17 protein-coding genes and 1 tRNA gene are annotated in these 22,905 nt (G+C 65.6%); 13 read left to right on the forward strand and 5 right to left on the reverse strand.

The window, feature by feature from the left end; all coding sequences use genetic code 11:
* Window positions 1-164: 164 nt before the first annotated feature.
* Window positions 165-250, reverse strand: a tRNA-Tyr gene (locus LRA87_RS09035).
* Between the two features lie 137 nt (window positions 251-387).
* Here LRA87_RS09035 and LRA87_RS09040 point away from each other — a divergent pair.
* Together LRA87_RS09040 and rlmB are read left to right on the forward strand one after the other, a co-directional pair.
* Window positions 388-1,980 carry a M20/M25/M40 family metallo-hydrolase gene (locus tag LRA87_RS09040; protein ID WP_230631026.1) on the forward strand — a complete coding sequence of 531 codons (1,593 nt, stop codon included), beginning with the start codon at window positions 388-390 and terminating at the stop codon, window positions 1,978-1,980.
* Between the two features lie 36 nt (window positions 1,981-2,016).
* The gene (gene rlmB, locus LRA87_RS09045; protein WP_230631027.1) at window positions 2,017-2,760 is read left to right on the forward strand and encodes a 23S rRNA (guanosine(2251)-2'-O)-methyltransferase RlmB; all 744 of its coding nucleotides are present in this window, start codon (window positions 2,017-2,019) and stop codon (window positions 2,758-2,760) included.
* Window positions 2,761-2,780: 20 nt separating this feature from the next.
* Here the strand turns inward: rlmB and LRA87_RS09050 are convergent, their stop codons facing one another.
* On the reverse strand, window positions 2,781-3,098 hold the full coding sequence (locus LRA87_RS09050; protein WP_230631028.1) for a 2Fe-2S iron-sulfur cluster-binding protein: 318 nt from the start codon (window positions 3,096-3,098) through the stop codon (window positions 2,781-2,783).
* A 57-nt stretch (window positions 3,099-3,155) separates the two neighbouring features.
* On the opposite strand from LRA87_RS09050, the gene LRA87_RS09055 reads away from it, so the two are divergent.
* From LRA87_RS09055 to LRA87_RS09105, 11 genes are all read left to right on the forward strand, one after another.
* Window positions 3,156-3,791, forward strand: a complete 636-nt coding sequence (locus LRA87_RS09055) for a DNA-3-methyladenine glycosylase family protein (protein WP_230631029.1) — start codon at window positions 3,156-3,158, stop codon at window positions 3,789-3,791.
* 119 nt (window positions 3,792-3,910) lie between these two features.
* Window positions 3,911-5,242, forward strand: a complete 1,332-nt coding sequence (locus LRA87_RS09060; RefSeq protein ID WP_230631030.1) for an Nramp family divalent metal transporter — start codon at window positions 3,911-3,913, stop codon at window positions 5,240-5,242.
* A gap of 78 nt (window positions 5,243-5,320) precedes the next feature.
* Complete coding sequence (locus tag LRA87_RS09065; RefSeq protein WP_230631031.1) at window positions 5,321-7,756, forward strand: glycogen/starch/alpha-glucan phosphorylase; 2,436 nt, start codon at window positions 5,321-5,323, stop codon at window positions 7,754-7,756.
* Window positions 7,753-9,918: a 1,4-alpha-glucan branching protein GlgB gene (gene glgB, locus LRA87_RS09070; RefSeq protein WP_230631032.1), complete on the forward strand. Its 2,166-nt coding sequence runs from the start codon at window positions 7,753-7,755 to the stop codon at window positions 9,916-9,918. The genes LRA87_RS09065 and glgB overlap by 4 nt, the downstream gene beginning before the upstream one ends.
* Before the next feature lie 31 nt (window positions 9,919-9,949).
* Complete coding sequence (glgC, locus tag LRA87_RS09075) at window positions 9,950-11,212, forward strand: glucose-1-phosphate adenylyltransferase (RefSeq protein ID WP_230631033.1); 1,263 nt, start codon at window positions 9,950-9,952, stop codon at window positions 11,210-11,212.
* A 5-nt stretch (window positions 11,213-11,217) separates the two neighbouring features.
* Window positions 11,218-12,651: a glycogen synthase GlgA gene (gene glgA / locus LRA87_RS09080; RefSeq protein ID WP_230631219.1), complete on the forward strand. Its 1,434-nt coding sequence runs from the start codon at window positions 11,218-11,220 to the stop codon at window positions 12,649-12,651.
* On the forward strand, window positions 12,648-14,267 hold the full coding sequence (locus LRA87_RS09085) for an alpha-D-glucose phosphate-specific phosphoglucomutase (RefSeq protein WP_230631034.1): 1,620 nt from the start codon (window positions 12,648-12,650) through the stop codon (window positions 14,265-14,267). Before glgA ends, LRA87_RS09085 begins: the two co-directional genes overlap by 4 nt.
* A gap of 28 nt (window positions 14,268-14,295) precedes the next feature.
* Window positions 14,296-16,071: a glycogen debranching protein GlgX gene (glgX, locus tag LRA87_RS09090; RefSeq protein ID WP_230631035.1), complete on the forward strand. Its 1,776-nt coding sequence runs from the start codon at window positions 14,296-14,298 to the stop codon at window positions 16,069-16,071.
* Window positions 16,071-17,651 (forward strand): alpha,alpha-trehalase TreA, encoded by a 1,581-nt coding sequence (treA, locus tag LRA87_RS09095; RefSeq protein WP_230631036.1) that lies wholly within the window; start codon window positions 16,071-16,073, stop codon window positions 17,649-17,651. Before glgX ends, treA begins: the two co-directional genes overlap by 1 nt.
* 40 nt (window positions 17,652-17,691) lie before the next feature.
* Complete coding sequence (locus tag LRA87_RS09100; protein ID WP_230631037.1) at window positions 17,692-18,285, forward strand: TetR/AcrR family transcriptional regulator; 594 nt, start codon at window positions 17,692-17,694, stop codon at window positions 18,283-18,285.
* A complete protein-coding gene (locus LRA87_RS09105; protein WP_230631038.1) occupies window positions 18,252-19,862 on the forward strand; it encodes a choline dehydrogenase in 1,611 nt (536 codons plus the stop codon). The genes LRA87_RS09100 and LRA87_RS09105 overlap by 34 nt, the downstream gene beginning before the upstream one ends.
* Window positions 19,863-19,879: 17 nt before the next feature.
* Here the strand turns inward: LRA87_RS09105 and cyoD are convergent, their stop codons facing one another.
* From cyoD to cyoB, 3 genes are read right to left on the reverse strand one after another with little or no spacing between them, the layout of a single operon-like run.
* Window positions 19,880-20,254 carry a cytochrome o ubiquinol oxidase subunit IV gene (gene cyoD / locus LRA87_RS09110; RefSeq protein WP_230631039.1) on the reverse strand — a complete coding sequence of 125 codons (375 nt, stop codon included), beginning with the start codon at window positions 20,252-20,254 and terminating at the stop codon, window positions 19,880-19,882.
* Window positions 20,251-20,904: a cytochrome (ubi)quinol oxidase subunit III gene (locus LRA87_RS09115; RefSeq protein WP_230631040.1), complete on the reverse strand. Its 654-nt coding sequence runs from the start codon at window positions 20,902-20,904 to the stop codon at window positions 20,251-20,253. Before LRA87_RS09115 ends, cyoD begins: the two co-directional genes overlap by 4 nt.
* Entirely contained in the window at window positions 20,901-22,904 is a 2,004-nt protein-coding gene (gene cyoB, locus LRA87_RS09120; RefSeq protein WP_230631041.1) for a cytochrome o ubiquinol oxidase subunit I, read from the reverse strand. Before cyoB ends, LRA87_RS09115 begins: the two co-directional genes overlap by 4 nt.
* Window position 22,905: the final 1 nt, after the last annotated feature.

The raw sequence follows: 22,905 nt of genomic DNA on the forward strand, positions 1-22,905 counted from the left end.
CCTTCGGAAGACCCCCTAACCCGGCGCGAACACGCCCGTTCCAGTCGTTACGCATGTAGATTCAACTAGATAAAGCTAGTTTCGTCCATTCGGCGGCAGAATGGCAACGCTGTGGTGGAGCAAGGCGGCCGATCTGGCCGCGTCCTTCCGGCCATGCCGGAAGGTGGTGGACAGGGCTGGATTCGAACCAGCGTACGCTTGCACGGGCAGATTTACAGTCTGCTGCCTTTAACCACTCGGCCACCTGTCCGGATGCGAGCTCGCCGAAGCGAGGCGGCCTATTGGCGAAGCGAAACGCAGCTGTCAACGCCGCTGCCGCCGAATTGCGGATGCTTGCGCGAACGGCGGACGCCGCCTAGCACCCCGAACGCAATACCGGGGATATTCATGCGTCGTCTGCTGCTTGCCACTGCCGCCATCGTTCTTGCCGCACCCGCCGCGGCGCAGGATCGCGCCGCCATCGCCGCGATCATCGATCAGGGCACCAACCACAGCCAGGTGGTGCAAACCGTCCAGCACCTGACCGATGTGATCGGCCCGCGACTCGCCAATTCGCCCGGCGCGCGCAAGGCGGAAGCGTGGACGGAGGGCAAGTTCCGCGAATGGGGGCTGAAGAACGTGCGCAGGGAGGGCTTCGCCTTCGGTCGCGGCTGGTCGATCGAGCGCGCCAGCGTCCGCATGGTCAGCCCGCGCCCGGTCCAGCTGACGGCGATTCCGGTCGCATGGACGCCGGCGACGAATGGCACGCTGACGGCGCCGGTCGTCGTCGCGCCGATCGCCCGCGAGCGAGACTTCACGAAATACCGCGGCCAGTTGCGCGGCAAGATCGTGATGATCTCGCTCCCCCGCGCTGCCGGCGATGCGACCGAGGCGCCGTTCCGCCGGTTGACCGGCGAGGACATCGGCAAGCTCGACCAGTTCCAGCAGCCCAATTACGATCCCGCGGCGGCCGATCGCCGGATGAAGCGGCTCGATTATGCGAAGAAGCTCGATGCGTTCCTGAAGGAAGAGGGCGCGGTGGCGGTGGCGACGATGTCGTATCGCGACGGCAAGCTGGTGCATGGCGAAGGCTATCTGTTCGGTGTCGGCGACACCGCCTCGCTGCCCGCAGTGCAGATCGCACAGGAGGATTATCTGCGCCTCGCCCGGCTGGCGAAGATCGGTCCCGCACCGACGCTGGAGATCGTCAGCGACGTCCGCTTCGATGACAGCGATGCCAACGCGTACAATGTGATTGCGGAAATCCCCGGCACCGATCCCAAGGCCGGTTACGTCATGGCGGGCGCTCACCTCGACAGCTGGGTCGCGGGCGACGGGGCTGCCGACAATGCCGCCGGGTCGGCGGAGATCATGGAGGCGGCGCGGATCCTGTCCGCCAGCGGTGTTCGGCCGAAGCGCACGATCCGCTTCGTGTTGTGGGGCGCGGAGGAAGAAGGGCTGCTCGGCTCGTCTGCCTACACCCGCGCGCATCTGGCGCGGCGCGGCACCGGGGCACAGCCGGCGGGCGTCGATTTCGGCTTTGCCTATCGCTGGCCGATCGTGCCGTTGCCCGGCCACGGCGAGGTCGCCGCCTATTTCAACATCGACAACGGATCGGGCAAGCTGCGCGGCCTGTATGCTGAGAACAATCCCGCCGTCGTACCGATCTTCCGCGAATGGCTCAGCCCCTTCGCGTCGATGGGCGCGGGCAACGTCGTCGCACGCCAGACCGGCGGCACCGATCACGTCAGCCTGCAACAGATCGGCATTCCCGGCTTCCAGTTCATCCAGGACCCGCTCGATTACGGCAGCCGGGTGCATCACAGTTCGGTCGATACGTTCGATCACCTGAAGCCGGAGGACCTGCGTCAGGGCTCGATCGTGCTCGCCTCGGTCTTGCTCTCCGCCGCCAATGCCGACAAGGCGCTGCCTCGCCCGCCGCTGCCGACGCAGCCGGTGGTCACCGATCCCTTTGCCTATAGCGATACCAATGATGACTGAACCTGCCGCCTCCCTCTGCCTACCGGCCGCCGTCTGATGGCGCGCAAAGGCCATCGCCCGTCGACCGGCACCGCCAACCGCCCCAAATTCTGGGGCCGCCACCCGGTGACGGCGGCGCTCGCCAATCCGAACCGCGTCGTGCGCAAGCTGTGGGGAACGCGCGAGGCGCTGGCGGCGCTCGACATCCCGTCGACGCTGCCGGTCGTCTATGCGGAGGCGCCTGATCTAGGGCGTCTGGTGCCGTCCGACGCACCGCACCAGGGGCTGGTGGCGGAAGTCGAGCCGCTCGACGACATGTGGCTCGCCGACCTGCTGATCGAGGGCAAGGACGATAACCGCCCGCTGGTGGTGCTCGATCAGGTCACCGATCCGCACAACGTCGGCGCGATCCTGCGCTCGGCGGCGGCGTTCGACGCGCTCGGCATCGTCACGCAGGACCGCCACGCACCGCCCGAAAGCGGCACGGTCGCACGTTCGGCATCCGGCGCGCTGGAGACGGTGCCGTGGATTCGCGTCGTCAACCTCGCCCGCGCGCTGGAAGAGATCGCCGAGGCGGGCTTCTGGCGGATTGGCCTCACCGGTCATGCGGACCAGACACTGGCCGAGGCGATGGGCACGCAGCGCATCTGCATCGTGCTCGGCGCGGAAGGCGAAGGCATGCGCCAGAATACCGAGGCACATTGCGACGAACTCGCCAAGCTGCCGATCAGCGGCAAGGTGGAGAGCCTCAACGTCTCCAACGCCGCCGCGATCGCGCTCTACGCGGTGGCGGCACGCTAGCCGCTCACCGCGCGAGCCGATCAATCCTCGCCGGCGATCGTCACCTTCAGGCCGTCGAGCGCCGGCGTCATCTGGATCTGGCACGACAGGCGCGACGTCGCGTTGCGCTCGTCGCTCGAATCGAGCAGATCGTCCTCGTCCGGTCCCATCGCGGGCAGTTTGTCCGCAAAATCCGGGTCGACATGGACGTGGCAGGTGGCGCAGCTGCAGCAGCCACCGCACAGCGCCAGCAGTTCGTCGATACCGGCGTCGCGGATCACCTCCATCACCGACAGGCCGGCTTCGCCCATGATCTCGCGTTCTTCCCCCTCACGCGTCGTGACGATAAGCTTGGACATGATATTCTCCGCTGAAGTCGCCGCCGGCCATGCCGCGCCGTCGCCAAAGGATCAAGCATGGGCCTGAGCGCCGAACAGATCCGCGTGGCGATGGATGCGCTCGCCGCCGCGGAGCCGGGCTTCGCCGCCGGGTTGTCGCGCGTCGGCTATCCACCGCCCCGCATCCGCGAGCGCGGCTATGCGACGCTGCTGCGCACCATCCTTGGCCAGCAGGTCAGCGTCGCTTCGGCCGCCGCGGTGTATCGCAAGCTGGAGACGCTGGTCGGCGAGCCCGGCGATCCGCACACCATCCTCGCCGCCAGCGACGAGACGCTGCGCGCCGCCGGCCTGTCGCGGCAGAAGGCGAGCTACGCCCGCAGCCTCGCCGAAGAGGTGACCAGTGGGCGCCTCGACCTCGACAATCTGCCAGCCGACGACGAGGAGGCGATCGCGCAACTGGTGCGGGTGAAGGGCATCGGTCGCTGGTCCGCCGAAATCTACCTGCTGTTCGCCGAGGGGCGGCAGGACATCTGGCCTGCCGGCGACCTCGCCGTGCAGATCGAGCTCGGCCGGCTGTTGGGCCATGACGAGCGGCCCTCGGAAAAGCTCTGTCGCGCGCTGGCCGAAGCCTGGCGGCCGCATCGTGGAGCGCTCGCGATCTTCACCTGGCACCATTACGGCGCCGGACCGGATGTGGATGCCGCGCCGGTATGAGATTACGCCGCGTCAGCTGACGGCAAGAGCGGCTTAGCCCCGGGCCCTTCTAACTTGGGCCAGGACGATCCGCGCTTTTCCCTTTGCCCCGACCGCTGCCATCCGTCACAGGTCGGTTCATGACGACAGCCACGCCGACGACTGCCGCCCCTCCCAGCCACCCCCATCCCGCATCGCTCAGCGGCAGCCATCGCAGCGTCGCCGTGCCGACCGGCCTGAAGGGCTGGCGGCGGCTGGGCGCGTTCATGGGGCCGGGCTTCCTCGTCGCAGTCGGCTATATGGACCCCGGCAACTGGGCGACCGACATCGCCGGCGGATCGGCGTTCGGCTATACCCTGCTGTCGGTCATCCTGCTGTCGAACCTGATGGCGATCGTGTTGCAGGCGCTGTCCGTCCGTCTGGGCGTCGCCGCCGGGCTCGACCTCGCGCAGGCGTGCCGCGCCTATTATTCCAAACCGGTATCGCTGGTACTCTGGGTGTTGGCGGAAGTCGCGATCATCGCCTGCGACCTTGCCGAGGTGCTCGGCACCGCGATCGCGCTCAAGCTGCTGTTCGGCATGCCGCTGGTCTGGGGCGTTGTGCTGACCGCGCTCGACGTGTTCCTGATCCTCGCGCTGCAACGCTTCGGCTTCCGCAAGATCGAGGCCTTCATCGTCGCGTTGCTCGTCATCATCGCCGGCTGTTTCGCCTACGAACTGTTCCACGCGAAGCCGGACATGGGCGCGCTGATGGCGGGGTTCATCCCCTCCCCCGGCATCGTCACCGATCCGGCCAAATTGTACCTCGCGATCGGCATTCTCGGTGCGACGGTAATGCCGCACAACCTCTACCTCCATTCCTCGATCGTCCAGACCCGCGCCTTCGCTCCCACCGACGAGGGCAAGGCGGAAGCGGCGAAGATGGCGACGCTGGACAGCACGATCGCGCTCGGCCTCGCCTTCTTCATCAACGCCGCGATCCTGATCGTCGCCGCCGCCGTGTTCCATACCGCCGGTCGGACCGAAGTGGCGGAAATCGACGAGGCGTATCGCCTGCTGGCACCGATGATGGGCGTCGGCGCGGCGAGCGTGGTGTTCGGTATCGCGCTGCTCGCCTCGGGACAGAACAGTACGGTCACCGGCACGCTCGCCGGGCAGATCGTGATGGAGGGGTTCCTCAACCTGCGGCTGCCGGTGTGGCTGCGCCGGCTGGTGACGCGATTGCTCGCGATCGTGCCGGCGGTGATCGTCGTCGGCGCATCGGGCGACAGCGGCGCTACGCAGTTGCTGGTGCTCAGTCAGGTGGTGCTCAGCCTGCAACTGCCATTCGCGGTCGTGCCGCTGGTGCTGTTCACCGGTCAAAGCCGGGTGATGGGCCGCTTCGTCAGCCCGTTATGGCTTCGTACCCTTGCCTGGGCCATTGCGGCGATCATCATCGGGCTGAACCTCACCCTGCTGATCGGCATGCTTTAATCCCGATACGGCCTTTAAATGGGTGACATCGGGCGATCGTCGTCGTCTAGTGCGCCTTCCTCTTGCTCCGGACATGCCGTGACAGACAGCCCAGCCGCCGCTCTTCCGACCACGACCCGTAACGAACTTGCTTCCGCCATCGTCGATACCCTCGCCCATCGCATCGGCAAGGATGCGCAGGCCGCCCGCCCGCACGACTGGCTGGCGGCGACGATCTTCACCCTGCGTAACGAGATCATCGAACGCTGGATGGAATCGACCAAGGCGGCGCACGCCGCGGGGGCCAAGCGGGTCTATTACCTCAGCCTCGAATTCCTGATCGGCCGGCTGCTGCGCGATGCATTGTCGAACCTGCGCCACAACGACGAGGTGGCAGAGGCGCTGGCGACGCTGGGCGTGAATCTGGCCGAGATCGAGGAGATCGAACCCGACGCCGCGCTCGGCAACGGTGGTCTAGGCCGGCTGGCGGCGTGCTTCATGGAAAGCCTCGCGAGCCTCGACCTGCCCGCCTACGGCTATGGCATCCGCTACGTGAACGGCATGTTCCGCCAGCGGCTGGACGACGGCTGGCAGATGGAGCTGCCGGAAAACTGGCTGGCGCATGGCAACCCGTGGGAGTTCGAACGCCGCGAGAGCGCCTATTTCATCGGCTTCGGCGGCGAGGTGACGAGCGTCGCGGAGGGCCGGGTCCATTGGTCCCCCGCGGAGGCTGTAGAGGCGGTCGCCTTCGATACGCCGATGGTCGGCTGGCGCGGCAAGCGGGTCAACACGCTGCGGCTGTGGAATGCGCGCGCATTCGATCCGATCAAGCTCGACCAGTTCAATGCCGGCGATTTCGAGGGCGCGCTGGCCGGCCAGACCCGTGCCGAAACGCTGACGCGCGTGCTGTATCCCAACGACAGCACGCCGGCGGGACAGGAACTGCGGCTGCGACAGGAATACTTTTTCTCCTCCGCATCGATCCAGGACATCGTCCGCCGGCATGTCCAGTATTTCGGCGACATCCGGACGCTGAGCGACAAGGCGGCGATCCAGCTCAACGACACCCACCCCGCAGTGGCCGTCGCCGAGCTGATGCGCATCCTCACCGATTTTCACGAACTGTCGTTCGACGAGGCGTGGGACATCACCCGTGCGACCTTCGGCTATACCAACCACACGTTGCTGCCCGAGGCGCTGGAAAGCTGGCCGCTGCCGTTGTTCGAACGGCTGCTGCCGCGGCACATGCAGATCGTCTATGCGATCAACGCCAGACTGCTGCGCGAGGCGGTAAAGGCCGAGGGGATCGACGATCGCGCGATCGCCGCGATCAGCCTGATCGACGAGGGCGGCGAGCGGCGCGTGCGCATGGCGAACCTCGCCTTTGCGGGCAGCCACAGCGTCAATGGCGTCGCGGCGCTGCATACCGAGCTGATGAAGAAGACGGTCTTCGCCGATCTCCACCGCCTCTATCCCGACCGGATCAACAACAAGACCAACGGCATCACGCCGCGCCGCTGGTTGCAGCAATGCAATCCCGGCCTCACCGATCTGCTGACGCAAGCGATCGGCGAGGATTTTCGCGACGACGCGATGAAGCTGACCGCGCTGATTCCTTTTGCCGACGATGCATCATTCCGGGAGCGTTTCGCCGCGGTGAAGCGTTCCAACAAGGTGACGCTCTCGACGTATATCAAGGACAGCATGGGTTTGAGCATCGATCCCGATGCGATCTTCGACGTGCAGATCAAGCGCATCCACGAATACAAGCGCCAGCTGCTCGGCATCGTCGAGGCGGTGGCGCTGTACGACCAGATCCGCAGCCATCCGGAGCGGCAGTGGACGCCGCGCGTGAAGCTGTTCGCGGGCAAGGCGGCATCGAGCTATCATAACGCCAAGCTCATCATCAAACTGGCGAATGACGTGGCCAAGCGGATCAACGCCGATCCCGCGGTCGGCGACCTGCTGAAGGTGGCGTTCGTGCCCAATTACAACGTCAGCATGGCGGAACGGATCATCCCCGCCGCCGATCTATCCGAACAGATCTCGACCGCGGGCATGGAAGCCTCCGGCACCGGCAACATGAAGTTCGCGCTCAACGGTGCGCTGACGATCGGTACGCTCGACGGTGCGAATATCGAGATCAAGGATCACGTCGGTGACGACAACATCTTCATCTTCGGCCTGACCGCGGACGAAGTCGCCGACAAGCGCAACAGCGGTTATCGCGGGCGCGACGTGATCGCCGCATCGCCCGAACTGGCGCAGGCGGTCAATGCGATCGCGTCCGGCGTGTTCTCGCCGGACGATCCCGACCGGTACAAGGGGCTGATGGACGGCCTGTACGACCACGACTGGTTCATGCTCACCGCCGATTTCGATGCTTATGCCGCCGCGCAACGCGACGTCGATGCCAAGTGGAACGACCCGGCGGCATGGGGCCGATCGGCCGTGCTCAACGTCGCCAACATGGGCTGGTTCTCGTCCGATCGGACGATCGGCGAATATGCAAAACAGATTTGGGGGGTCATGTGAAACCACCGCGTGGCGCCATTGCCGCCCTGCTCGACGGGCGCCACGACGATCCGTTCTCGCTGCTCGGCGTGTTCGCGGGTCCGGGCGGTACCTTCGCGCGCGCCTGGATACCGGGTGCCGAGACGGCAGAGGCGCACGACCTCGTCGGCACGTCGCTGGGCATGCTGACGCGCGTTGGTATCGACGATCTGTTCGAAGGGGTCATCGCGGGATCACCGCAACCAGTGCGTTACAAGGCGCAGGGTTATGGCGCGGAATGGTGGGTGGCCGACCCCTACAGCTTCGGACCCGTGCTCGGGCCGACCGACGATTATCTGATTGCGGAGGGATCGCACTTCCGCCTCTACGACAAGATGGGCGCGCACCTGATCGACCATCAGGGTGCGTCCGGCATGCATTTCGCGGTGTGGGCGCCGAATGCGCAGCGCGTGTCGGTGGTCGGCGACTTCAACGACTGGAACCACGCCCGCCACGTCATGCGTCGCCGCAGCGACGTCGGCGTTTGGGAAATCTTCCTCCCCGATATCGGCGAGGGTCGCAGCTACAAGTTCGCGATCCACGGCCCGGACGGGCGGTTGCAGCCGCTGAAGGCCGATCCGTTCGCCTTTGCCGCGGAGCTGCGCCCGAAGACCGCTTCCATCACGACCGCGCCGCCCGCGCACGTCTGGGGCGACGATGCGCATCGCGAGACCTGGGCAAAGGTCGATCCGCGCCGGGTGCCGATGAGCATCTACGAAGTGCATGCGGGCAGTTGGGACAAGGACGAGAACGGCTGGTATCTGTCGTGGGATGCGCTCGCCGACCGGCTGATCCCTTACGTCGTCGACATGGGCTTCACGCATATCGAGTTCATGCCGATCAGCGAACACCCCTATGATCCGTCATGGGGATACCAGACGACCGGCCTGTACGCGCCCTCCGCCCGGTTCGGTGATGCCGACGGCTTCGCGCGATTCGTCGATGGAGCGCATCGTGCCGGGGTCGGCGTATTGCTGGACTGGGTACCGGCGCATTTCCCGGTCGACGCGCACGGCCTGAGCCGGTTCGACGGCACGGCATTGTACGAACATGAGGACCCGAAGCTCGGCTTCCATCCCGATTGGAACACGGCGATCTACAATTTCGGTCGGCGCGAGGTGCGCTCGTTCCTCATCAACAACGCGCTGTTCTGGCCGGAGCGCTATCACGTCGATGGCCTGCGCGTCGATGCGGTCGCGTCGATGCTGTATCGCGATTACAGCCGTGAACCGGGCGAGTGGATTCCGAACGAGCAGGGCGGGCGCGAGAATTGGGAGGCAGTGACCTTCCTCCGCGACATGAACCGGGCGGTCTACGGCAAGCAGGACGGCGTGTTCACGGTTGCGGAGGAATCGACCAGCTGGCCCGGCGTATCGATGCCGGCGTTCGAGGAGGGGCCGAAGGAAAGCCTCGGCTTCGGGTTCAAGTGGAACATGGGCTGGATGCACGATACGCTCCAGTATTTCGCGCGCGAACCGGTGCATCGCCGCCATCATCATGGCGAGATCACCTTCGGCTTCGTCTATGCCTTCGATGAGAATTTCGTTCTGCCGCTGAGTCATGACGAGGTCGTGCACGGCAAGGGATCGCTGCTGACAAAGATGGCCGGCGACGACTGGCAGCAATTTGCCAACCTGCGCGCCTATTACGCCTTCATGTGGGGCTATCCCGGCAAGAAGCTGTTGTTCATGGGACAGGAGTTCGCCCAGCGGCAGGAATGGAGCGAGGAACGTGCGCTCGACTGGCACCTCCGCAATTCGGCGGCGCATGAGGGCGTGCGCAAACTCGTTCGCGAGCTCAACCGCGTCTATCGCGACACGCCCGCGTTGCATGCGCGCGATTGCGAGGCGGAGGGGTTCGAGTGGCTGATCGGCGACGATGCGACCAATTCCGTGTTCGCCTGGCTGCGCAAGGCGCCCGGCGAGAAGCCGGTGGCGGTGATCGCCAACCTGACGCCGGTCGCGCGCGCGCCGTATCGCGTGCCGTTGCCGCATGATGGCCGCTGGCGCGAGATCATGAACTCCGATGCCCATGATTATTGGGGATCGGGCCTGGGTAACCTGGGTGGTGTCGAGGCGAAGCAGGGTGCGGCATGGGTCACCCTGCCGCCGCTGGCCACGATCATGCTGGAATATGAAGGCTGAAACGGCCGGTGACGATAACAGGAGGGTGCGAATGGTAGACAGACGAGGGCAGCCGCTGTCGCGCGATGCGATGGCCTATGTGCTGGCGGGCGGCCGCGGCAGCCGATTGATGGAGCTGACCGACACGCGCGCCAAGCCGGCGGTCTATTTCGGCGGCAAGAGCCGGATCATCGATTTTGCGCTGTCGAACGCGATCAATTCGGGCATTCGCCGCATCGGCGTCGCGACGCAGTACAAGGCGCATTCGCTGATCCGCCACCTGCAACGCGGCTGGAACTTCCTGCGGCCGGAACGCAACGAGAGCTTCGACATTCTCCCCGCCTCGCAACGCGTGTCGGAATTCCAATGGTATGAGGGCACCGCCGATGCGGTGTTCCAGAACATCGACATCATCGAGGCGTACGACGTCGAGTATATGGTGATCCTGGCCGGCGATCACATCTACAAGATGGATTACGAAATCATGTTGCAGCAGCACTGCAACAGCGGTGCCGACGTGACCGTCGCCTGTATGGAAGTGCCGCGGATGGAGGCGGTGGCGTTCGGCGTGATGCACGTCGACGAACAGGACCGCATCATCGATTTCGTCGAGAAGCCTGCCGATCCGCCGTCGATCCCCGGCCAGCCCGATACCGCGCTCGCCAGCCTGGGTATCTATGTCTTTCGCACCAAGTTCCTGATCGAGGAACTGCGGCGCGATGCCGATACGCCGGGTTCGGCGCGCGATTTCGGCAAGGACATCATCCCTTATCTGGTCGAGCATGGCCACGCGCAGGCGCATCGTTTTTCCGCGAGTTGCGTGCGGACCAGCGAGGAACCCGCCGCCTACTGGCGCGACGTCGGCACGGTCGATGCTTATTGGGAAGCCAATATCGACCTGACCGATATCATCCCGCAGCTCGACGTCTACGATCACGAATGGCCCCTGTGGACCTATTCGGAGATCACCCCGCCCGCCAAGTTCGTCCATGACGAGGATGGCCGGCGCGGATCGGCGGTGTCCAGTCTGGTATCGGGCAATTGCATTGTGTCGGGATCGTCGATCCAGCGGAGCCTGTTGTCCACCGGGGTGCGCGCGCACAGTTTCTCGTCGCTGGATGAGGCCGTCGTCCTGCCGTATTGCCACATCGGCCGCAACGCGCAGCTGAAGCGCGTGGTGCTCGACCGGGGCGTCGTCATTCCCGACGGTCTGGTCGTCGGTGAGGACCCCGAATTGGACGCCCGCCGGTTCCGCCGGACCGACAAGGGCATCTGCCTGATCACGCAACCGATGATCGACCGTCTGGACCGGTGACCGTGGTGCCGACGCTGAACGTCCTGTCGGTCGCATCGGAGGCTTTCCCGCTCGTCAAGACGGGCGGGTTGGCCGATGTGGTCGGCGCCCTGCCGGATGCGCTTGCGCCGCACGGGGTTGCAACGACGACGCTGATCCCGGGCTATCCGGCGGTCGGCGCGGCCGTGAAGGGTGCGAAGGTCGTCCACCGCTGGGCGGATCTGATGGGGGTGGAGGCGCGATTATTGTCGGCGCGGATCGGCGAGCATCCCCTGCTGGTGCTCGATGCCCCTGCCCTCTTCGCACGTCCGGGCGGACTCTATGGTTACGGCGACGACTGGCAGCGGTTCGCGGCCCTGTCCCGTGCCGCTGCCGATATCGCCTCGGGCACTGCGCCGAAATTGCGATTCGATCTGCTGCACGCGCACGACTGGCAGGCGGCGATGGCGCCCGCCTATCTGCGCTATTCGGATGCGGCGAAGCGCACGCCGAGTGTGGTCACCGTGCACAACATCGCCTTTCAGGGCCGGTTCGATACGACGATCTTCCCCGAACTCGGTCTGCCCGATGCCGCCTACGCGCTGGACGGGGTCGAATATTATGGCGGTGTCGGGTTCCTGAAGGCGGGACTAGAGGCCGCCGATGCGATCACGACGGTCAGCCCGACCTATGCCGCCGAAATTCGCGAAGACCGGTTCGGCATGGGGCTGGAGGGCCTGATCGAAACGCGGCGCGAGCGGGTGCACGGGATCGTCAACGGGATCGACCCGGCGGTGTGGAACCCGGAGAGCGATACTGCCCTGCCCAGCCGCTACACCGCCCGCGCGCTCGGCCGGCGCAAGGCGAACAAGCGCGCAGTCGAAAAGATGTTCGGACTGGATCGCGGCGATGGCCCGATCTTCACCGTCATCAGCCGGCTGACCTGGCAGAAGGGCATGGACGTTCTGGTGCAATGCCTCGACGAGCTAGTCGCGCTCGGCGGGCGGCTCGCGCTGCTGGGGTCGGGCGATGCGCATCTCGAGGCAGCCTTCCTCGCCGCCGCCGCGCGCCATCCGGGGCGCATCGGGGTACGTATCGGTTATGACGAACCGCTGTCGCACCTGTTGCAAGGGGGCGCGGATGCGATCCTGATCCCGTCGCGGTTCGAACCCTGCGGTCTTACCCAGCTCTACGGCCTCGCTTATGGGTGCGTCCCGATCGTGGCACGCACAGGCGGGCTGGCTGACACGGTGATCGACGCCAACGAAGCCGCGCTCGCGGCCGGTGTCGCCACCGGATTCCAGCATGGCGAAACCGGTTATCACACGCTGGCACATGCCATTCGCCGTGCGATCGCCGCCTACGCGCGTCCCGATCTGTGGTGCGGCATCCAGCGTAACGGGATGCGTGCCGATTTCTCATGGGCGGAGAGCGGTCGCCGCTACGCCGAACTCTACAAGAGCCTGACAGGAGCCGCATGACCATCACCGTCGCGACCACGCCCTACACCGACCAGAAGCCGGGAACGTCCGGCCTGCGCAAGAAGGTGAAGGTGTTCCAGCAGCCGAATTATGCCGAGAACTTCATCCAGTCGGTCTTCGACGTCATCGACGGCAAGTCCGGCGCGACGCTGGTCGTCGGCGGCGATGGTCGCTTCCTGAACCGTGAGGTGATCCAGAAGGCGATCCGCATCGCCGCGGCGAATGGTTTTGCGCGCGTGGTGGTGGGGCGCGGCGGCCTGCTGTCGACGCCGGCGGCCAGCAACATGATCCGCATCCGAAAGGCGTTGGGCGGATTGATCCTGTCGGCGAGTCACAACCCCGGCGGTCCGGCCGAGGATTTCGGGATCAAGTACAATATCGCCAACGGTGGCCCTGCGCCCGAACAGATCACCGACGCCCTGTACGCGCGGACGAAGACGATCAACCGCTGGCTGACGGTGGATGCGGCGGATGTCGACCTCGACGCATTGGGCGAGGTCGCGGTCGGCGGCATGACGGTCGAGGTTATCGATCCGGTCGAGGATTATGCAGCGTTGATGGAGACGCTGTTCGATTTTCCTGCCATCCGCGGCGCCGGCCTGACGATGGCGTTCGATGCGATGAACGCGATCACCGGTCCCTATGCAACGGAAATCCTCGAACGGCGGCTCGGCTTTGCGCATGGCACTGTACGCAACGGCACGCCACTGGAGGATTTCGGCGGTCATCACCCCGATCCCAACCTCGTCCACGCGCACGAGTTATACGAGACGATGATGGCACCGGACGCGCCGGATTTCGGCGCGGCATCGGACGGGGACGGCGATCGCAACCTGATCATCGGTCGCCACCGCTTCGTGACGCCGTCCGACAGCCTCGCGATGCTGGCGGCGAACGCGCATCTGGCGCCGGGCTACGCGGGCGGGTTGAAGGGGATCGCGCGGTCGATGCCGACCAGCGCCGCCGCGGATCGCGTCGCGGAAAAGCTCGGGCTGCCGATGTTCGAGACGCCGACCGGATGGAAATTCTTCGGCAATCTGCTCGATGCCGGCATGGCGACGATTTGCGGCGAGGAAAGCGCCGGTACGGGATCAGATCACGTTCGGGAAAAGGACGGTTTGTGGGCGGTGCTGCTGTGGCTCAACATCCTCGCAGCACGCAAGCAATCCGTCGACGCGATCGCGCGCGATCACTGGGCGACCTATGGCCGCAACTATTACGCGCGCCACGATTACGAAGGTGTCGAGAGCGAGCGCGCCGATGCCCTGATGACGGAATTGCGCGGCAAGCTGGCGTCGCTGCCGGGAACGACCCTCGCCGGGCTGACGATCGTCGAAGCGGACGACTTCGCCTACACCGACCCGACAGATGGCTCGGTCAGCCGCAACCAGGGCGTGCGCGTACTGTTCGAGGGCGGTAGCCGCGTGGTGTTCCGCCTGTCGGGCACAGGCACGAGCGGCGCGACCCTGCGCGTCTATCTGGAGCGGTACGAACCGGCGGACGGGCATCTCGATCGCGACACGGGCGAGATACTAAGCGATATCATCGCGGCGGCCGATGAGATTGCCGGCGTGAAGCGGCATACCGGACGCGACGCACCGGACGTCGTGACGTGATCGAGCGGGTGCGGCGGCAGGCGCGCGGATGACCGACGGGCATCCGGGCGTGTACCTGAGCGAACGAGGGGCACGCTTCGCCGTCCGATCGGCGACTCCGGTGACGTTGTGCCTGTTCGGTACGGAAGGCGAGCGGCGCGTCGCGATGGCGGGAGCGGACGGCATCTGGTCGGTCGAGGTTCCGGGGATCGTCGCCGGGCAGGCGTACGGATATCGCGCCGCCGCCGATCCCGCGAAATTGCTGGTCGATCCCCATGCGGTCGAACTCGATCGACCGTTTGCCTATGATGCGCGCCTGCGCGAGCGGGGGGTGGATACGGGCGGACTCGTGCCGCTCGCGATCGTACGGGATAGCCCTCCGACCGGGTCGCTGTCGTCGCCCCTGTTCGCACCCGGCGGCCTGATCTACGAACTCAACGTCCGCGGGTTCACGATGCTGCATCCGGCAGTGCCCGAAGCGCAGCGGGGGACGATTGCGGCACTGGCACACCCCGCGGTGATCGCTCACCTGCGATCGCTGCGCGTGTCGGCGATCGAGCTGATGCCGATCGTGGCATGGATCGACGAGCGGCATTTGCCGCCGCTGGGACTGACCAACGCCTGGGGCTATAATCCGGTCGTGCCGATGGCGATCGATCCGCGGCTCGCGCCGGGCGGCGTAGCCGAATTGCGCGATACGGTGGCGGCGTTGCGTGCCGCGGGGATCGGCGTCATCCTCGACCTCGTCTTCAATCACACCGGCGAAAGCGACGTGCACGGGCCGACGCTGTCGCTGCGTGGTTTCGATGAGGCGCTCTATTACGCACATGCCCACAACGGCACGCTGATCAACGACACGGGCACCGGTAACACGCTCGATTGCAGCCAACCGGAGGTCCGGGCGATGATCCTGGACAGCCTGCGGCATTTCGCGCGCTGTGGCGTCGACGGCTTCCGGTTCGATCTGGCGACCATATTGGCGCGCGGGCCGGGGTTCGACGCGCAGGCACCGATCTTTGCGGAGATTGCGGCCGATCCGTTGCTGGCCAGCCGCGTGATGATCGCCGAGCCGTGGGATATCGGTCCCGGTGGCTACCGACTGGGAGAATTCCCGGCCGACTGGCTGGAATGGAACGACCGCTATCGCGACGATGTGCGTCGATTCTGGAAAGGCGATGGTGCCGCGGGCATGTTTGCGACACGGGTGGCGGGATCGGCCGACGTGTTCGGAAGCGGCGACACCCGTACCGTCAACTTCGTCGCCGCGCATGACGGTTTCACGCTGGCCGACACTGTCGCCTATGCGGAACGGCACAATCAGGCGAACGGCGAGGACAATCGCGACGGCCATGGCGACAACCATAGCTGGAACGATGGGGTCGAGGGGCCGACCGACGACCCGATGGTGATCGTGCACCGCAATGCCGACGTGCGGGCGCTGCTGGCGACGCTGTTCGCCTCGCGCGGCACGATCATGCTCAGCGCGGGAGACGAGTTCGGCCGGACGCAACGGGGCAACAACAATGCCTATGCGCAGGACAATGCGATCGGCTGGGTCGACTGGACGGCGCGCGATCGCGCGCTGGAAGCGTTCGCCTTTGCACTGGCGGACTTTCGTGCGGCGCATGGTCTGACGCGGGTTGCCCCCTACGCCGACGCCGAATGGCGGACGCTGGCCGGCGAAGCGATGGCGGCGACCGACTGGACCGACGCACCGGGCTTCGAACTGCGGCTGCCGCACGACAACGGTAACACCGCCTTGCGGTTCGACCGGCAGATCCGTCGCGTATCGCTGAGCCATGGCATCGTTCTGGAGAGTCGCTGATGTTTCGTGCCATGCTGCTGGCCGTCGCTGGCCTGCTCGTCGCCGCCGCGCCACTATCGCCCGCCCAGCGGTTCGGTGCGCTGTTCCGCGATGTCCAGATGCGCGGGGTGTTCCCCGATTCGAAAACATTTGCCGACGCACAGCCGCGGCGTAGCGATGCCGCTATCCTGGCGGACTATCGGAAATGCGTTTGCAAGGACGATGCCGCGCTGAAGGCGTTCGTGCTCGCCAATTTCACGCTGCCGGTTACGCCTGCCGCGCCCCCGCCGTCGGGCAGATTGACGTTATCCGCACATATCGACGCGCTGTGGCCGCAACTCACGCGGACGCTGCCGAGTGTGCCGGCGGGATCGTCCGCGCTGTCACTGCCCCGCCGCTTCGTGGTTCCCGGCGGACGGTTCCGCGAGATGTATTATTGGGACAGCTGGTTCACGATGCTCGGCCTTCAGGTGTCCGGGCGACAGGATCTGGTCGAGGATATGATCGTCGATTTCGGCAGTCTGATCGACCGGTACGGCCGCATCCCGAACGGCACGCGGAGCTATTACCTCAGCCGGTCGCAACCTCCCTTCTTCTACCTGATCACACAGATGTCGCGCGACGCCGGGACGCTGGCGCAGCGAACCCGATGGCTTCGCGCTGAACACGATTTCTGGATGGCCGGAGCGGAAGGATTGAAGCCCGGCGGCGAACATGCGCGGGTGATCCGGCTGTCGGATGGATCGCTGCTCAACCGGTATTGGGACGACCGCGACGATCCCCGCGACGAAAGCTACCGGGAGGATGCGGTGCTGGTCGCGGCAACACCCGCACGCGATGCACGGACGATGTTTCGGGACCTGCGCGCCGGGGCGGAAAGCGGATGGGATTTCAGCTCGCGCTGGCTGGCCGATGGCCGGACGCTGGCAACGATCCGCACGACCCGGATCGTACCGGTCGATCTCAACAGCCTGATGTTCGGGCTGGAACAAACGATCGCCGACAATTGCCGAACCCTGCGCGATGACGCGTGCGTGCGGCGATACGACACCGCCGCAACGGCCCGTCGACGCGCGATTGACGCGCATCTGTGGCATAGCGCTGGCGGCTATTATGCCGATTACGATCTGGATACCCGGCGCGCGATGGATGGACGTACGGCCGCGATGGCGTTCCCCCTGTTCGCGGGGCTGGCCTCGCCGAAGCGGGCACATGCCACTGCAACCGTGCTGGCATCGCTGATCGGCGAGGGCGGCCTCGGTACGACGGCAAGAACCACCGGACAGCAATGGGATCAACCGAACGGCTGGGCACCCTTGCAATGGATCGCCGTCGAGGGGCTGCGGCGGTATCGCGAGGATGCGCTCGCCACAAGGATCGCGAGCGGCTGGCTCGCCACGGTCGAACGGGAGTACGACGCGAGTGGCAAGCTGCTCGAGAAGTACAATGTCGTACATAAGCTGCCGGGCGGTGGCGGTGAATATCCGTTGCAGGACGGCTTCGGCTGGACCAACGGCGTGACCCGCGCGATGATCGCACAAGGCTTTACCGCCGGCGGACGACGGCATAACATTCGTCATGGTCAATCCGGCGACAGGTAATGCGAACGCGCCCGGACCAGCGATCCGGCGATCCCACGATTTGTCGCCCCGCGACTGGCTGGAGGCGGGGCAATCGCTGCTGCGACGCGGTGGCCTGCGCGCGTTGAAACTGCGGCCGCTCGCCGGCGAACTGCGTGTTTCGACCGGCAGCTTCTATCATCACTTCGGCGACTTCGACGATTATCAGGGACGGCTAGCCGATTATTTCGCCGGCGCGCAGATCGCCGAACTGATCGACGCGATCGGTCGCGCCGAGGCGAACCCGATCGGACGCATCCGCCTGCTGGCGCAGGTGGTGCGTCGGCGCGGCATGTCGCGGCTGTCGATCGCCATGCGCGCATGGGCCGAGAGCGATTCCCGCGCACGCGATGCGGTGCAGCGTCATGACGGACAGGTGATCGGTTTCCTGGTCGGATGCCTGCAGGCGAACGGGTTCGATCGGCACGATGCGATGGTGCGAAGCTATGCGCTGATGACGCTGGGATTGAGCAAGGTCCACGCACCCGAGCTGGATCGCGCGACCTTGATGGAGGAGATGATCGCGCTCCTCTGCTATCCGGGCGACCGAATGACGACCGGAATGGTCGCGGAGGAGAGAGCATGCGGACCGGGATCTACGATTACATCGTCATAGGCGGCGGATCGGCCGGCTGCGTGCTTGCCGGCCGCCTGACGGAAGACCCGGCGGTCAGCGTGTTGCTGGTCGAGGCGGGTGGGCGCAACCGCGAATTGCTGGTACGGATGCCGGCGGGCGTCGGCGAACTGATCAAGGCGAAGAGCAAGCACAATTGGGGCTTCTGGACCGCGCCCGAGCCGCATCTGGATGGGCGAAGGCTGTGGTGGCCGCGCGGACGGGGCCTTGGCGGCAGTTCGGCGATTAACGGCATGATCTATTCGCGGGGCCATCCCCGTGATTACGACCGGTGGCGGCAATCGGGGCTGGCAGGCTGGGGCTGGGACGACGTGCTGCCGTGGTTCCGCAAGCTCGAGGGGCATCACCGGGGCGGCGATCTGCACGGCCAGACCGGACCGCTCAAGGTATCGCCCGGCGAAAGCGACAGCCCGTTCAATGCCGCCTTCATCGAAGCAGGGCGTCAGGCAGGCTATCCCGTCACGGAAGACTTCAACGGTACGCAGCCCGAAGGGTTCGGACCTTACGATCTGACGATCGGCGACGGGCGACGCTGGACCGCGGCGGAGGCGTATCTCGCCCCTGCCCTCCGCCGCCCCAACCTGACGATCGTCACGGATGCGCGCACGACGCGGATCAGGCTGATGGGTGGCCAGGCGGTCGGCATCGATTATGCGGTCGGCCGTGATCTGCGGCAGGCCGACGCACGAATGGAAGTGCTGGTGGCGGCGGGCGCCGTCCAGTCGCCACACCTGCTTCAGCTTTCCGGCATCGGCGACCCGGAGCGACTGCAGGCGGCCGGCGTCGCACCGGTGCACGACCTGGCGGGCGTGGGCGAAAATCTGCAGGATCATCTGGACGTCATCATGAACTGGCGCAGCCGCGGCCTGCGGACGGTGTTCAGCGAGGTGAAGGGGTTGCGCCAGCTGGGTGTGGGATTGCGCTACGCCTTCACCGGCAAGGGCGTCGGGCGGCAGAACTTCCTGGAGGCGGGTGCCTTCATCCCGTCGCGGGAGGGGCTGGAACATGCCGATATCCAGATCCACGCGGTGCTGGCGATTATGCGGGACCATGGCAAGGTGAAGGCGACGGAGGACGGCTTTTCGCTGCATCTGTGCCAGTTGCGGCCCGAAAGCCGCGGACGGATCGGGTTGCAGTCGGACGATCCGTTCGCCGATCCGCTGATCAAACCGAACTATCTGAGCACCGCCGAGGATCGGCGGGTGCTGCGCGAGGCAGTCAAGATCGGTCGTGACGTGGCGGCGCAGGCGGCGCTCGATCCGTATCGGGACGCCGAACTGGCGCCGGGCGAGGATGTGCGCAGCGACGCGCAGATCGACGCCTGGGTCCGGGCGACGGCCGAGACGATCTACCATCCGATCGGTACGTGCCGGATGGGCAGCGATACGGAGGCGGTCGTCGACGGTACGCTGCGGGTGCGTGGGCTGGACGGACTGCGGGTGGTCGATGCGTCGGTGATGCCGTCGCTGATCAGCGGAAACACCAACGCGCCGACGATCATGATTGCGGAGAAAGCGGCGGATATGATTCGTGGAGGAACGATGCAGGTGGCGGCGTAGAGCAAGACCACCCTCTTTCACATCGCCGGCATGCTGGCGGGCATGAGGTTGTGGTCGAGGTGGCTCATGATCCAGATCGATCCGATCAGGACGAGGCCGACGATCAGCACGCCGAACGCCAGCGCCAGCACGTTGTTGGTGTTGTCGGGGCCGCTGGTGACGTGGAGGAAGAAGACGAGGTGGACGCCCATCTGCGCGATCGCCAATGCGATCAGCGCCACGGGGATGCCGGGGCCGTAGATGACACCGCTATGCACCACCGCGAACGAGGCGGCGGTTAGGATCGCGGCGAGGACGAAGCCGGCGACATAGGTCAGCACCTTCGCCTGGATGTCGTCGCCCTGCCCCTCGCCGGGGGCGCGATCGTCGTCGAGTTCGGTCTGGTCGCTCATCCTGCGACTCCCAGCAGATAGACGGTGGTGAACAGCGCCACCCAGATGATGTCGAGCGCATGCCAGAACAGGCTGAAACAGGCGATGCGGCGGACGATCTCTTCGCGGAAGCCCTTGGCCTGCACCTGTGCCATCATCGTCGTCAGCCACAACAGGCCGAGCATGACATGCAGGCCGTGGCACCCGACCAGAGCGAAGAAGGCGGAGAGGAAGGCGCTGCGCTGAGGCCCATGTCCCTCGCCGATCAGCTTCAGGAATTCATAGGCTTCGAGACACAGAAAGCCTGCGCCGAGCAGCGCGGTGACGGCCATCGCGACCTGAAACCAGAAGCGGTTTTTTGCCGCGGTGGCGATCCCGGCCATGCCGCAGGCGAAGCTGGAGGCGAGCAGCAGCGCCGTCTCCGCGCCGACCAACGGCAGCTCGACGATGTCTGCCGCGCTCGGGCCGCCGGCGGTCGCCTTCGCCAGCACGGCGTAAGCGGCGAAGAAGCCGGCGAACATGATGAAGTCGGTGAGCAGGAATATCCAGAAGCCGTAGGCGACGACGATCCGCTTTTGAGCGGGGCCGCGCTCGCTGGGTGGCGTATCACCGCGACCGAGTTTGTGCGGATCGCTGCCTTGGGCGCGCTGGTCGGCGGTGGCGGAGGTCATGCCGGTCGCTCCGCCGGGATGTCGAGCATCTGCGCCTTGGCGTTGCGACGTTCGTCGTCGAGGCGTTTCGCGTCGGCGGCGCTGATCTCGATCTCGTTCTCGTCCCGCCAGGCGAAAACGACGAAGGTCGCCCATGCGCCGAGGAAGCCCAGGATGAACATCCACCAGATGTGCCATACCGCCGCGAAGCCCAAGGCGGTGGTGAAGAAGGCGGTGACGAAACCGGTCGGCGAGTTGCGCGGCATGTGGAAGGCTTCGTACTTGGGGCGTTCGGACAGTTCGCGGTTCTCGCGCGCCTGCGCCTTGATGCCCCAATAGGCCTCCTCGCCCTTCACGTTGGGCAGCACCGCAAAGTTGAACGGCGGCGGCGAGGTGGTGATCCATTCGAGACTGCGGCCGTCCCACGGATCGCCGCTGGTGTCGGCCAGGTCGTGGCGATGCTTGATCGAAACGTAGAACTGCATGACCTGGCAGGCGATCCCGCCGGCGATCATCATCGCCCCGAACGCCGCGACGATCAGCCACGGATGCCAGCCCGGCACGTCATAATGCTGCATCCGCCGGGTCATCCCCATCAGCCCGAGGACGTACAGCGGCATGAAGGCGACGTAGAAGCCGATCACCCACAGCCAGAACGCGGCCTTGCCCCAGCCGTCGTGCAGCTTGAAGCCGAACGCCTTGGGAAACCAGTAATTGTAGGCGGCAAACGCGCCGAACAGCACGCCGCCGATGATGACGTTGTGGAAATGCGCCACCAGGAACAGCGAGTTGTGGAGCACGAAATCGGCGGGCGGCACCGCGAGCAGCACGCCGGTCATGCCGCCGATGACGAAGGTGATCATAAACGCCACCGCCCACATCATCGGCACTTCAAAGCGGATGCGACCGCCGTACATGGTGAACAGCCAGTTGAAGACCTTTACCCCCGTCGGCACCGCGATGATCATCGTGGTGACGCCGAAGAAGCCGTTGACGTCCGCCCCTGCCCCCATCGTGAAGAAGTGATGGAGCCAGACCATGAACGACAGGATGCAGATCACCATCGTGGCGACGATCATTGAGCGGTAGCCGAACAACGGCTTGCCCGAGAAGGTCGACACCACTTCGCTGAAGATGCCGAAGGCGGGGAGGATCAGGATATAGACCTCCGGATGGCCCCACGCCCAGATGAGGTTGACGAACATCATCTGGTTGCCGCCGAGTTCGTTGGTGAAGAAATGGAAGCCGAGGTAGCGGTCGAGCAGCAGCATCGCGAATGTGGCGGTGAGGATCGGGAAGGCGGCGACGATCAGCAGATTGGAGGCGAGCGAGGTCCAGCAGAACATCGGCATGCGGGTATAGCCCATGCCCGGCGCGCGCATCTTGAGGATGGTGGTGACGAGGTTGACGCCGGACAAGAGCGTGCCGACGCCGGATATCTGGAGCGCCCAAAGGTAATAATCGACGCCGACGCCGGGCGAGAAGCGCAGTTCCGACAGCGGCGGATAGGCGAGCCAGCCGGTCTTGGAAAACTCGCCGATGACGAGGCTCATGTTGATGAGCAGCGCGCCGCTGGCGGTGAGCCAGAAGCTGACGTTGTTCAGCGTCGGGAACGCCACGTCGCGGACGCCGAGTTGCAGCGGCACAACGAAGTTCATGATGCCGATCATGAAGGGCATCGCCACGAAGAAGATCATGATCGTGCCGTGCGCCGAGAAGATCTGATCGTAATGCTCGGGTGGCAGATAGCCCGGATTGCCAAAGGCGATCGCCTGCTGGCTGCGCATCATCGCGGCGTCGACGAAGCCGCGGACGAGCATCACGAGGGCGAAGATGCAGTACATGATGCCGATCCGCTTGTGATCGACCGAGGTGATCCATTCCCGCCACAGATAGGGGATGTGGCCGGCGCGCCAGGTCCAGAACAGCACCGCAAGCATGCCGCCACCGACGATAGCGGCGGCGATCAGCGGGATCGGCTGATCCCAGGGGATCGAGTGGAGGGTGAGCTTGCCGAACATC

The sequence above is a fragment of the Sphingomonas sp. Leaf37 genome (assembly GCF_920939475.1).
Classification (GTDB): domain Bacteria; phylum Pseudomonadota; class Alphaproteobacteria; order Sphingomonadales; family Sphingomonadaceae; genus Sphingomonas.